The sequence below is a fragment of the Streptomyces sp. NBC_01788 genome, from assembly GCF_035917575.1.
GTDB lineage: Bacteria > Actinomycetota > Actinomycetes > Streptomycetales > Streptomycetaceae > Streptomyces.
Map to the genome: position 1 here is coordinate 6,101,566 of NZ_CP109090.1, position 12,666 is coordinate 6,114,231.

The following is a 12,666-nucleotide window of genomic DNA, read 5'->3' on the forward strand; positions in this document are numbered from 1 at the left end:
ACGAGCGTGATTCCGACGGGTGGCTGCCGTTGTGGCGGCATATGGAGGACAGCGCCGCCGTGGCCGGGCGGTTATGGGACGAGTGGCTGCCGCTGTCCGTGCGGAGGCTGATCGCCGGTGCGCTGCCCGGTGGGGAGGCGGACGCGCGCAGGTTGGTGGTGTGGCTAGCCGGTGTGCATGACATCGGGAAGGCGACGCCCGCGTTCGCCTGCCAGGTGGAGCAGTTGGCGCAGGTCATGCGTGGCCACGGGCTGGAGATGCGCTCGCGGCAGGCGATGGGCGCGGACCGGCGGCTCGCGCCGCACGGGCTGGCCGGGCAGGTGCTGCTCGGGGAGTGGCTGGAGGAGCGGCACGGCTGGACGGTCAAGCAGACCGGGCAGTTCACGGTGGTGGTGGGCGGGCATCACGGTGTGCCGCCCGAGCACGGCCAGATCCAGGCACTCGACCGTCACCCCGATCTGCTGCGCACGCCCGGCCCGAGCGGGACGCTGTGGAAGCGGGTGCAGGAGGAACTCCTCGACGCCTGCGCGGACGAGTTCGGCGTACGGGAGCACCTGGCGGCCTGGCGTGCGGTGAAACTGCCGCAACCGGTGCAGGTGCTGCTGTCTGCGCTGGTCATCGTCTCCGACTGGATCGCCAGCAATCCCGACCTCTTTCCCTACTTTCCCGAGGACGTACCTCGCACCGGTGCACAGCGCATCGCGTCCGCCTGGGCTGGACTTGGCCTGCCGGGCCCGTGGCGTGCCGAGGAGCCGGCAGGGGACGTGCAGGAGCTGTTCGCGTCCCGGTTCGACCTTCCACCGGGGGCGAAGGTCCGACCGGTGCAGGAGGCGGCTGTCGAACTGGTGCGGGAGATGGACGAGCCGGGGCTGATGGTGATCGAGGCACCGATGGGGGAGGGCAAGACGGAGGCCGCACTCGCCGCTGTCGAGGTCCTTGCCGCACGGTCCGGGGCGGGCGGTGTGTTCTTCGCGCTGCCGACGATGGCCACCGGCAACGCGATGTTCCCCCGTCTGCTGGACTGGCTCGACCGCCTGCCTGCCCCCAAGGGCACTCGCTACTCGGTGCTGCTCGCCCACTCCAAGGCTGCTCTCAACGACGACTTCGTCGATCTCATGGGCGCAAGTCAGCGGATCGCCGCGGTCGACGTGGACGGATCCGAGGAGCGTGAGTGGCGACCGTCGAGCCGTAACCATTCCGCTGCCGCCGAACTCGTCGCCCACGCGTGGCTGCGGGGCCGGAAGAAGGCCATGCTGTCGTCGTTCGTTGCGGGCACGGTCGATCAGTTGCTGTTCGCCGTGCTCAAGAGCCGGCACCTGGCAATGCGTCACCTCGCGATCGCCGGGAAGGTCGTCGTCATCGACGAGGCGCACGCCTACGACACGTACATGAGCGTCTATCTCGACCGGGTGCTGTCGTGGCTGGGCACGTACCGGGTGCCGGTGGTGGTGCTGTCCGCAACGCTGCCGGCCAGTCGGCGAAGGGAATTGGCCGAGGCGTACGCGGGGAAGGCCACCGGCGAGACCGCGGCCTCGTTTGATGCCGTTGCCCAACCCGGCGACTATCCGCTTCTGACAGCGGTCACGCCCGGTGGCGCGCCCATCATGCGACGCCCTGCGGCCTCGGCCCGTCGCACGGACGTCGAACTGGAGCGGTTCGACGACGACCTGGACGTCCTCGCCGACCGGCTGGAGTCGGAACTCGCCCGAGGCGGTTGCGTCCTCGTTGTACGCAACACCGTGCGCCGCGTCCTTGAAACAGCGGCTGTACTGCGGGAGAGGTTTGGGGACGCGAACGTCACCGTCGCCCACTCGTGTTTCATCGACGTCGACCGTGCAGCCAAGGACGCCGGCCTCCTCAAACGCTTCGGACCGCCGGGCAAGGCCGACGACCGGCCGCAGGCGGCGCACATCGTCGTCGCCAGCCAGGTCGCCGAGCAGTCCCTGGACGTCGACTTCGACCTGCTGGTCACCGACCTCGCCCCGGTCGACCTCCTGCTGCAGCGCATGGGACGCCTGCACCGGCACCTGCGCGGCGGCGAGGCACAGACCGACCGGCCAGAGCGACTGCGCCAGGCACGCTGCCTGGTCACCGGCGTCGACTGGAGCGCCCCCGTGCCCGCGCCGATGCGCGGCTCGCGCGTCGTGTACGGGGCGTATGCACTGCTGCGTTCCGCTGCCGCCCTGCTGCCGCACCTCGACGGCGGTCGGGAGCGTCCCGTGAGGCTGCCGACGGACATCAGTCCACTGGTGCAGCGCGCCTACGCCGACGGGCCCGACGGCCCGGTCGACTGGACGGAGGCACTCGAGACCGCCCGCGCGCGCCACGAGGAGCACCGCGCGGACCAGGCAGAGCGGGCCGCTACGTTCCGGCTGGACACCGCCGCCCGCCCCGGCCGACCGCTGTTCGGCTGGGTCGCAGCGGGGGTCGGCGACGCGGACGACACCCGCGAGGGGCGGGCCCAGGTACGCGACAGTCGCGAGAGCCTTGAGGTCGTGGTCGTGCAGCGGCGCGCCGACGGCACCCTGGCCACGGTGCCGTGGCTGGAGCCGGACCGCCACGGCCGCCCCCGCGCAGGGCTGGCACTGCCGACAGACCAGGTACCGACCGCCCTCGCAGCCCGCACCGCGGCAAGCTGCGGACTGCGGCTGCCGATCCAGTTCAGCTACGCCGACGTCATGGACCGGGCGATCGACGAGCTAGAGGAGCTGCACATTCCGGCCTGGCAGGTGAAAGGCAGTCACTGGCTCGCCGGCCAGTTGATCCTGCCGCTCGACGAGGACTGTCAGACCCACCTGGCAGGCTTCCGTCTCCGGTACAGCCACAGCGACGGCCTTGAGGTGACCCGTGCCTGAAACCGACCAGAACGGAAACAGCGACGGTGTGCTGTCGTTCGACCTCACTACCCGGCCGTGGATCCCCGTGCTCAGACGGGACGGCACTCAGGGCGAGCTGTCGCTGCGCGAGGTGTTCGAGCAGGCACACGACCTGCGGCGCATCGTCGGCGACCTGCCCACCCAGGAGTTCGCCCTGGTCCGTCTACTGCTCGCGGTTGCGCACGAGGCACTCGACGGGCCGCAGGATACCGACGCGTGGTCGGACCTGTGGGCGGACGAGAACTGCTTCGCGCCGGTCGGGGCGTATCTCGATCAGCACCGAGGGCGGTTTGACCTGCTAAGCGCCGACGCCCCGTTCTTCCAGACCGCCGGCCTGCGCACGGCGAAGGACGAGGTGTTTTCCCTCAACCGGATTGTGGCCGATGTCCCCAACGGAGAACCGTTCTTCACCGCCCGCATGCCCACCGTCGAGCGGCTGACTTTTGCTGAGGCAGCCCGCTGGGTCGTCCACGCGCACGCCTACGACACCTCCGGCATCAAGACCGGCGTGGAGGGTGACGAGCGCGCCAAGGGAGGCAAGGTCTACCCGCTCGGCGTCGGCTGGGCCGGGAACCTCGGTGGCGTCTTCATCGAAAGCCACACCTTGCGCGAGACGCTGCTACTGAACCTGGTGGCCGCCGACACTCCCAACCTGGAGATCGACGAAGCGGACGCGCCGGTATGGCGCAGAGAGCCGTCCGGCCCGGGTGGCGCCGAGCGCGCCCCGACCGGGGTGCGCGACCTGTACACCTGGCAGACGCGGCGCCTGCGGCTCCACTTCGACGAGATGGGCGTGCACGGTGTCGTCCTCGGCTATGGCGACCCGCTCACCGCTCGCGACCGTCAGCACCGGGAGCCGATGACTGCCTGGCGGCGCAGCAAGCCCCAGGAGAAGAAGCTCCGCAAGACTCCGGTCTATCTGCCGCGCGAGCACGACCCCGAGCGCTCCGCGTGGCGCGGACTCGGCGCATTGGTCGCCACCGAGGCCGTGAAGGCCCAAGGGTCGGAGCCTGCCGACTACCTGCGGCCGAAGATTCTTGAGTGGGTGGCCCGCCTGGTGACGGAAGGAGAGCTGGAACGCGGCTTCCTCGTCCGGGCCCGGATCATCGGCGCACGCTACGGCACGCAGCAGTCCGTGATCGACGAGATCGTCGACGACCACGTCTCCATGGCCGTCGTCCTGCTCCACCAGCAGGACCGGCGCTATGCCGAGCAGGCCGTCGCGGCGGTCGGCGACGCCGACCTCGCCGTCAATGCACTCGGTGACCTCGCCACCAACCTGGCTCGTGCGGCCGGCACCGAGACCGAAGGACCCCGTTCCAGCGCACGCGATGTCGCCTACGGTCTCCTCGAGGCCCCGTACCGCACCTGGCTCGCACACCTCGCTGATACCGACGACCCGTACGCGCAGCGCACCGCCTGGCAGCAGCAGGTGTACGGGATCGTCGGCAGGCTCGGCGACCGGCTGATGTCCGCGGCCGGGGACGCCGCCTGGCAGGGCCGGATTGTCCAGCTCAAGCACGGCACCGAGTGGCTCAACTCCGCGCTCGCCGGCAAGTGGTTCCGCGCCGCCCTGTACAAGGGCCTGGGGCGCCCTGACTCCTCCCACATGCCGCCGGACGCGGACGCGAGCCCGGCGCCCGAGACCATCGTGAAGGCACCCGCATGACCACTGTCACCGCACCTGTCACCCCACGCGAACGGGTCGCCCGGCTTGCCGCCGGCCATATTGCCGCCTTGCAGCGGGGCTATCTTGATGATCAGTCCCACGCCGTCGCGTCCCTCGCCCGGCTCCGGCGCGGCGCCGGCCGGGAGGCCGGGCAGCTGCCGGACCTGTGGGCCCTGATCGACACCGGCCCCCTGCACGAAACCCGGGACGATGCACGGCCGTTGAGTGAGCGCGAACTGGTCCGGGCCGAAGACGCCCTGCATGTCGCGCTCACTCTCTACGCGCTGCACCAGCAGTCCCGCCGCTCCGGCATGCATCAGGCAGACCGGCCGGACCGCCGCCGGGGCCTGGGCGCCGCGGTGCGCCGCATGATGAAGCCCGGCGAGATCGACCACCCCGTGCACAAGCGCCTGGTCCGGGCCGGTACCGCCCCCGACCTGGCCGTCCTCGCCCAGCGGCTGCGCGACATCGTCGTCCTGCTGCGCCGCGAGGACATCCAGCTCGATCACGCGCTGCTCGCCGGACAGCTCTACACCTGGCAGTGGCCCGGCGGCGCGGACACCGTCCGCAGGGAGTGGGGCCGCTCCTTCCACGCCTGGCACGACAAGCCCAAGGACGGCGCTGCCGCCTCCGCCGGCTCCGACACCACCCGCACCACGGACACTGACAAGGACGCCTCGTGAACCGCATCTTCCTCGACGTACACGCCCTGCAGACCGTCCCGCCCAGCAACCTCAACCGCGACGACACCGGCGCGCCGAAGACCGCGGTGTACGGGGGAGTGCCGCGCGCCCGCGTCTCCAGCCAGGCATGGAAGCGGGCCACCCGTACGTACTTCAAGGACGAGCACCTGCTGGACGCGAGTGAACTCGGCGTGCGGACCAAGAAGATCGTGGAGGCGGTCGCCGGCCGGATCACCGCTCTCGATCCCTCTCTCGCCGGTGAGACCGCGCTGCGGATCGCGGACGAGACCGTGAATGCCGCGGGGCTGAAGACCGAGGTTCCCAAGCGCAAGGCGGCCGCGGCCAAGGACGGTGAGCCGGAACCGGCACCCCAGTCCAAATACCTGGTGTTCCTCAGCGCCCGCCAACTCGACGGCCTGGCCCGCCTCGCAGTCGAGGGCGCCGCCGACATCACGGCGTACCTGAAGGACAAGGAGAACAAGGGCCGGGCGAAGCAGATCGCGGACACCCACCACTCCGTCGACATCGCCCTGTTCGGCCGCATGGTGGCGGACGACGCCGACATCAACGTCGACGCCGCCGTTCAGGTCGCTCACGCCATCAGCGTCCACCGTGTGGAGAACGAGTCCGACTACTACACGGCCGTCGACGACGAGAACACCGACGCGGAGACCGGCGCCGGCATGATCGGCACGGTCGACTTCAACTCCGCCACCCTTTACCGCTACGCCGCTCTCGGCGTCCATCAGCTCGCCGCCAACCTCGGACAGAGCCTGCGCGATGACAAGCCGCGCACTGACCCGGTCCGCCGGGCAGTCGAGGCCTTCGTCCACGGCTTCGTCGCCTCCCTGCCCACCGGAAAGATCAACACCTTCGGGCACCACACACTGCCCGACGCCGTGATCGTCAAGCTCCGCACCACCCGGCCCGTCAGCTTCGTCGCCGCCTTCGAGGACCCGGTGCGAGGCGAGGCGGGCGGCTACGTCCGTGAGGCCTCCGAGCGCCTGGCCGAGTACATCCCCGACATCGAGCGAGCGTACGGCGACGACGACTCCACCCTCACCTGGGTGCTGCGCGTCGGTCCGAACACGCAGAAGCTCGCCGGGATCGGCACCGAGTCGGAGAACCTCGTCGAACTCGTTGCCGCCGTCGGCCAGACCGTCGCCGAGCGCCTGGAGAAGCCGGCATGAGCGTGCTGACCCTTCGGCTCGCGGGCCCCCTGCAGTCGTGGGGGGCCTCGGCTCGCTTCGCCCGCCGTACCACCGAGTCCGTCCCCACGAAGAGCGGGGTCATCGGCATGCTCGCTGCCGCGGCTGGCATCGAACGCGGCGACGACGACAGGCTGTGGCCGCTGGCAGCCCTGCGGTTCGGCGTCCGCATCGACCAACCCGGCACCCGTGTAAGGGACTTCCAGACCGCCCACCACGGCGTCACCGGCAAATCCATGCCGCTGTCCGAACGCTTCTACCTCGCCGATGCCGTGTTCGTCGCCGCCCTCGAAGGCGACCACCCGCTGCTCGCCGAGCTGCACGCAGCGCTGCGCGCCCCGGTGTACGCGCCGTTCCTCGGCCGCCGTTCCTGCCCGCCCTCCCTCCCGGTTGAGCTCCACCTCCACGACCACGGCGGTCTGCAGGACGCGCTGCGCGAGGAACCGTGGCAGGCCTCGCCCTGGTACCGCAAGCAGTTCCGCGGCCGGGACGAGGTCGAACTGACCGTGCTGCGCGAGGCGGACGCGCATGAGCAGAACGCCGCGGACACCCTGCGCGACCAGCCGCTCAGCTTCGCCGCCGAACACCGGCGCCACACCCTGCGCACCCAGGTCACCTGCAGCGTGCCCATCCCCAACCCGTCCGCCCGGCACCTGCCCCGGCACGACCCGTTCGACGCCTTGGACGAAGAGAGCGCCTGATGTTCCTCACCCGCTTCCGCGTGAACACCGCGCGGCCCGGTGCCCGCCGCCTGCTGTCCTCACCGCAGGCCATGCACGCGACCGTCATGTCGTCCTTTCCGACGCTGCTGCCCACCGACACACCCCCGCCGGACGGCCCACGTGTGCTGTGGCGGCTGGACCACACCACCCGCGCCGAGGTCATGCTGTACGTCGTCAGCCCCGACCGGCCCGACCTCACCCATCTCGTCGAACAAGCCGGCTGGCCAGCCGCAGCCGCCGCCGACCCGGCCGAACCGGGTTGGCAGAGCCGCCCCTACGGCCCGCTCCTCGACCGGCTCGCCACCGGCGACCGGTGGGCGTTCCGCCTCACCGCAAACCCCGTCCACCACGCCCGCCGCAAGGACGACGAACCCACCAAGCGCACCGCGCACCTCACCCCGGTGCATCAGATGGGCTGGCTCCTCAAGCGCCAGGAAACCTGCGGCTTCCGCGTACTGGAAAAGCCGGACGCCAAGCGGCTGCTTCCCGGCGGCACCACCCACACCAAGCAGCCCCACCACGGCGATCGCTACGAACTGACCGTCCGCGACCAACGCGCCCGCGCCTTCGACAAATCCCGCAGCACCGGCACCCAGGGCGGCCGCCGGGCACCCGTCAGCCTGGTCACCGTCACCTTCGACGGCCGCCTCGAAGTCACCGACCCGCAGCTGCTCCGCCGCGCCCTGACCCAAGGGATCGGCAAGGCCAAGGCGTACGGCTGCGGCCTGCTGACCCTGGCGCCGCTCGGCACGGCGGGATGAGACCGTGACCACGGTCTCCAGCCGCGCCGCGCTCACCCCGCGCCAGCTCACCCGCACCGGCGAACGGCTGTCCTTCGTCTACCTCGAGCGCTGCACCGTGCACCGGGACGCCAACGCCATCACCGCCGAGGACGCCGACGGCACCACCCACATTCCGTCGGCGACCGTCGGCACCCTCCTCCTCGGACCCGGCACCCGCATCACCCACCAGGCGATGAGCGTCCTCGGCGAAACCGGCGCCGCCGTCTGCTGGGTGGGGGAGCAGGGCGTGCGCTACTACGCCGGCGGCCGCGCCCTGACCCGGTCCTCCGCCCTCGCCGAAGCACAGGCCGTGCAGTGGGCCAACGTCCGCAGTCGGCTCGCCGTCGCCCGCGCCATGTACCGGCTGCGCTTCCCCGACGAGGACCCGGCCGGGCTCACCCGCCAGGAACTCCTCGGCCGCGAAGGCAGCCGCGTCAAGGACTGCTACCGGGCCCAGTCCACCCGCACCGGCGTCCCCTGGCGCGGCCGCCGCTACACCCCCGGCGACTTCACCAGCGGCGACCCGGTCAATCAGGCCGTCACCGCCGCCGCCCAGTGCATGTACGGCATCGCACACGCAGTCGTCGCATCCCTCGGCTGCAGTCCGGCGCTCGGTTTCGTCCACTCCGGCCACGAACTGTCCTTCGTCCTCGACATCGCCGACCTGTACAAGACCGAGATCGGCATCCCGCTCGCCTTCGACATCGCCGCCGAGGACGAGGAAGACGTCGGTCCGCGCACCCGCCGTGCCCTGCGGGACCGTATCAACGAGACGTCCCTGCTCGACCGCTGCGTCAACGACATCAAACGCCTCCTGCTGCCGGAGGCCGCGTCGGCCAGGGCGACGAACGACGACCACGACGTCGTCACCCTCCAGACCGATGGTGGCCACACCGTCGCCGCGGGCCGCAACTACGGCGGCGGAACCGATGATCATGACTCCTACGGCGACGCGGAGTTTTCCTGGTGACCGTCATCGTCCTCACCAACTGCCCTCCTGGCCTCCGGGGTTTCCTCACCCGCTGGCTCCTTGAGATCTCCGCCGGCGTCTTCATCGGCAACCCGTCCGCACGGATCCGCGACTTGCTCTGGGCCGAGGTCCAGCAGTACGCCGACCAAGGCCGTGCCCTCCTCGCCCACACCACGAACAACGAACAGGGCTTCACCTTCCGCACCCACGACCATGCCTGGCTCCCGGTCGACCACGAGGGCCTGACCCTGATTCGCCGCCCGAACGCCCAAAGTTCCTCGAATGCCGCGACCACCCCACGGAAGGGCTGGAGCAACGCGTCCAAGCGACGACGGTTCGGCAGGAGCCGATGAGCGCATCCATGCCCCTTATTAGTGCTTTGCCGGAATCAATGAAACTCATGAAAACCACGGCACCCGCGCCGTAAACCCGCAGGTCACGCAGTCTGCTCCCCGCACCCGCGGGGATGGTCCCACGCCCCCCGTGACCACCGCGAATGTGAAGTACTGCTCCCCGCACCCGCGGGGATGGTCCCACGGGTGAGGCGGGCGAGCACGTCGACGCGATCTGCTCCCCGCACCCGCGGGGATGGTCCCGTCTCTGCGTCCTCAGCGGAGCGGATCGTGCCCTGCTCCCCGCACCCGCGGGGATGGTCCCGCCTGGTTCGTGCCGCGCATCGCCGCGCCGGCCTGCTCCCCGCACCCGCGGGGATGGTCCCTCGGGGTCGGCGATCCGGACGATGCGCAGCGGCTGCTCCCCGCACCCGCGGGGATGGTCCCCAGAACCACGGCATACCGCTGACCTGCGTCAACTGCTCCCCGCACCCGCGGGGATGGTCCCGCGCGCCGTACGGCGCGTCAGCTGCGGCGGGTCTGCTCCCCGCACCCGCGGGGATGGTCCCTTCGCCGCGTTCACCCGGCGCTTGGCGCTGGTCTGCTCCCCGCACCCGCGGGGATGGTCCCGCATGCCGCGCGCCCCGCCGTGGCCGACACGGCTGCTCCCCGCACCCGCGGGGATGGTCCCTCGTCTGCCGCCACCGCGGCGGGGAGAGCGGCCTGCTCCCCGCACCCGCGGGGATGGTCCCGCGGCGCACGCGGTCGCCATCGGTATGCGGCTCTGCTCCCCGCACCCGCGGGGATGGTCCCAGCGGCCTCTACGCGGTTGTACGAAACGGTGACTGCTCCCCGCACCCGCGGGGATGGTCCTCCGTTGGGGAAGGCTTCCGGAAGATGTGATCGCTGCTCCCCGCACCCGCGGGGATGGTCCCGGTCCACGGTCGGCCGCGACATCTACGACGTCCTGCTCCCCGCACCCGCGGGGATGGTCCCTGCGCCGCGCTCCGCGCGTACCCGGTGTCGATCTGCTCCCCGCACCCGCGGGGATGGTCCCGCGAAGGGTTCGGTCGTCCAGTTCGACGGGGGCTGCTCCCCGCACCCGCGGGGATGGTCCCCATGCGATAGAGGGGGCAAACGTGAAATTTGACTGCTCCCCGCACCCGCGGGGATGGTCCCTCACCATCATCGACGGCGACCTGTGGGACTCCCTGCTCCCCGCACCCGCGGGGATGGTCCCAGGACCGCCAGCACGCTGACGACATATCCGGTCTGCTCCCCGCACCCGCGGGGATGGTCCCGCAGTGCGCCGAACCCGGCGAGGTCGGCGATTCTGCTCCCCGCACCCGCGGGGATGGTCCCGCGCGGTTGGTAGGTGGCGGATCGGTCACTCCCTGCTCCCCGCACCCGCGGGGATGGTCCCATGCGATCACACCAGTGCCTCATGGCCTCACCCTGCTCCCCGCACCCGCGGGGATGGTCCCGACCGGCGCACCCTCGGGTGGTGCAGCAAGTCCTGCTCCCCGCACCCGCGGGGATGGTCCCGAACTGATGCGGCGGGACGCCGTGTTCATCCACTGCTCCCCGCACCCGCGGGGATGGTCCCCAGCGTGGTGGCCATGGCGATTCCGATGATGCCTGCTCCCCGCACCCGCGGGGATGGTCCCGAGTACTCCGTGTTCGGTTGCAGGCCGGAGATCTGCTCCCCGCACCCGCGGGGATGGTCCCTTCCTGACCGTCGCTGAAGTGGCCGGCATCCTCTGCTCCCCGCACCTGCGGGGATGGTCCCCGCAACCACAAGGACCCGTGGGGGCCCGTGCACTGCTCCCCGCACCCGCGGGGATGGTCCCTGGTCACCCTCACCCGTGAGATCGCACCCGACCTGCTCCCCGCACCCGCGGGGATGGTCCCGTCTCTGCGTCCTCAGCGGAGCGGATCGTGCCCTGCTCCCCGCACCCGCGGGGATGGTCCCGCTCGACACACCCTCAAGGTCTGGCGGCGGTGCTGCTCCCCGCACCCGCGGGGATGGTCCCGACGTCATGAACTCGATCTTCACCCTGGGCATCTGCTCCCCGCACCCGCGGGGATAGTCCCGTCACGATCCCGGCGCTCGCGGGCGGCTGACACTGCTCCCCGCACCCGCGGGGATGGTCCCACCGACGGCGGCACCAACCGCTGGACCGGCGCCTGCTCCCCGCACCCGCGGGGATGGTCCCCCGACCGCTGACATCGGCTCGGGCGACCTCAACTGCTCCCCGCACCCGCGGGGATGGTCCCCACTCGAAGTAGACGTTCGTCACGTTGACCCGCTGCTCCCCGCACCCGCGGGGATGGTCCCGCGGCGGAGCCGGTGTGGCGAGCCGAGTGCGCTGCTCCCCGCACCCGCAGGGATGGTCCCCCTGTCGTTGTGACGCTGGCGGTTGCCCACGACCTGCTCCCCGCACCCGCGGGGATGGTCCCGCGGCGGAGCCGGTGTGGCGAGCCGAGTGCGGCTGCTCCCCGCACCCGCAGGGATGGTCCCCCTGTCGTTGTGACGCTGGCGGTTGCCCACGACCTGCTCCCCGCACCCGCGGGGATGGTCCCGAGAGGCGGGCGGTTCAGTCGTTGTTCGGGTTCTGCTCCCCGCACCCGCGGGGATGGTCCCACCTTGGCGGTGATGTGGATGTCCGGCACGTACTGCTCCCCGCACCCGCGGGGATGGTCCCGCGCGCAAGGTCAAGCAGGCGGAGGACAACCTCTGCTCCCCGCACCCGTGGGGATGGTCCCGGTCGGTTGGCGCATCCTCGACCCGTCCTGATCTGCTCCCCGCACCCGCGGGGATGGTCCCGGCGGGGGCAGCGTCTCCGGGCTCGTCGACGACTGCTCCCCGCACCCGTGGGGATGGTCCCGTCGCCACCATCCGGCACCACGTCTACGAGGGCTGCTCCCCGCACCCGCGGGGATGGTCCCCCGGTCACGTACCCCAACGGCGGCTACCCGACCTGCTCCCCGCACCCGCGGGGATGGTCCCGGCTCATGGCCCACCGCGGTTTCCTCGGTCCGCTGCTCCCTGCACCCGCGGGGATGGTCCCCGGCCGACTAACCGCCAGAGTCGGCCCCCGCACTGCTCCCCGCACCCGCGGGGATGGTCCCGAAAGGGATGCCGCCCGCCGGTTGGAGTCCGCCTGCTCCCCGCACCCGCGGGGACGGTCCCACGCGACTCGCCTTCAAGAAGATCAGCGGCTTGGGAGCGGTCGCTGGCGGTGGGGGTGGTGCACGTTTACTCGCGAGGGCTGCATCGACCCTCCTGCAAGGTCAACCGAGAGGAGGAGATGTGCACCGCGCACATCAACTTCGAGAAGCGGCTGAAGGGCGCGCAGGCCAAGGGCAAGTGAATGCAAAGCGCCCCGCACCGGAGTTGACCGTTGCGGGGCGCGTTGTCGTA

At 71.1% G+C, this 12,666-nt stretch carries 9 protein-coding genes and 1 CRISPR repeat array; all 9 genes read left to right on the plus strand.

Annotation, left to right across the window (positions count from 1 at the left end; all coding sequences use genetic code 11):
- Positions 1 to 41: 41 nt before the first annotated feature.
- A complete protein-coding gene (gene cas3 / locus OIE49_RS27530) occupies positions 42 to 2,855 on the plus strand; it encodes a CRISPR-associated helicase Cas3' (RefSeq protein WP_326804603.1) in 2,814 nt (937 codons plus the stop codon).
- Positions 2,848 to 4,545, plus strand: a complete 1,698-nt coding sequence (gene casA, locus OIE49_RS27535) for a type I-E CRISPR-associated protein Cse1/CasA (RefSeq protein ID WP_326804604.1) — start codon at positions 2,848 to 2,850, stop codon at positions 4,543 to 4,545. The genes cas3 and casA overlap by 8 nt, the downstream gene beginning before the upstream one ends.
- Positions 4,542 to 5,228, plus strand: coding sequence for a type I-E CRISPR-associated protein Cse2/CasB (gene casB / locus OIE49_RS27540; RefSeq protein WP_326804605.1), 687 nt, complete (start codon positions 4,542 to 4,544; stop codon positions 5,226 to 5,228). Before casA ends, casB begins: the two co-directional genes overlap by 4 nt.
- On the plus strand, positions 5,225 to 6,418 hold the full coding sequence (cas7e, locus tag OIE49_RS27545; protein WP_326804606.1) for a type I-E CRISPR-associated protein Cas7/Cse4/CasC: 1,194 nt from the start codon (positions 5,225 to 5,227) through the stop codon (positions 6,416 to 6,418). Before casB ends, cas7e begins: the two co-directional genes overlap by 4 nt.
- Positions 6,415 to 7,137, plus strand: coding sequence for a type I-E CRISPR-associated protein Cas5/CasD (gene cas5e / locus OIE49_RS27550; RefSeq protein ID WP_326804607.1), 723 nt, complete (start codon positions 6,415 to 6,417; stop codon positions 7,135 to 7,137). Before cas7e ends, cas5e begins: the two co-directional genes overlap by 4 nt.
- On the plus strand, positions 7,137 to 7,919 hold the full coding sequence (gene cas6e, locus OIE49_RS27555) for a type I-E CRISPR-associated protein Cas6/Cse3/CasE (protein ID WP_326804608.1): 783 nt from the start codon (positions 7,137 to 7,139) through the stop codon (positions 7,917 to 7,919). Before cas5e ends, cas6e begins: the two co-directional genes overlap by 1 nt.
- A gap of 4 nt (positions 7,920 to 7,923) precedes the next feature.
- Positions 7,924 to 8,910 carry a type I-E CRISPR-associated endonuclease Cas1e gene (gene cas1e, locus OIE49_RS27560; RefSeq protein WP_326804609.1) on the plus strand — a complete coding sequence of 329 codons (987 nt, stop codon included), beginning with the start codon at positions 7,924 to 7,926 and terminating at the stop codon, positions 8,908 to 8,910.
- On the plus strand, positions 8,907 to 9,263 hold the full coding sequence (gene cas2e / locus OIE49_RS27565; protein ID WP_326804610.1) for a type I-E CRISPR-associated endoribonuclease Cas2e: 357 nt from the start codon (positions 8,907 to 8,909) through the stop codon (positions 9,261 to 9,263). Before cas1e ends, cas2e begins: the two co-directional genes overlap by 4 nt.
- A gap of 92 nt (positions 9,264 to 9,355) precedes the next feature.
- A CRISPR array of direct repeats spans positions 9,356 to 12,435; the repeat unit is 29 nt; unit sequence CTGCTCCCCGCACCCGCGGGGATGGTCCC.
- Between the two features lie 58 nt (positions 12,436 to 12,493).
- Positions 12,494 to 12,616: a hypothetical protein gene (locus tag OIE49_RS27570; protein ID WP_326804611.1), complete on the plus strand. Its 123-nt coding sequence runs from the start codon at positions 12,494 to 12,496 to the stop codon at positions 12,614 to 12,616.
- Positions 12,617 to 12,666 lie beyond the last annotated feature (50 nt).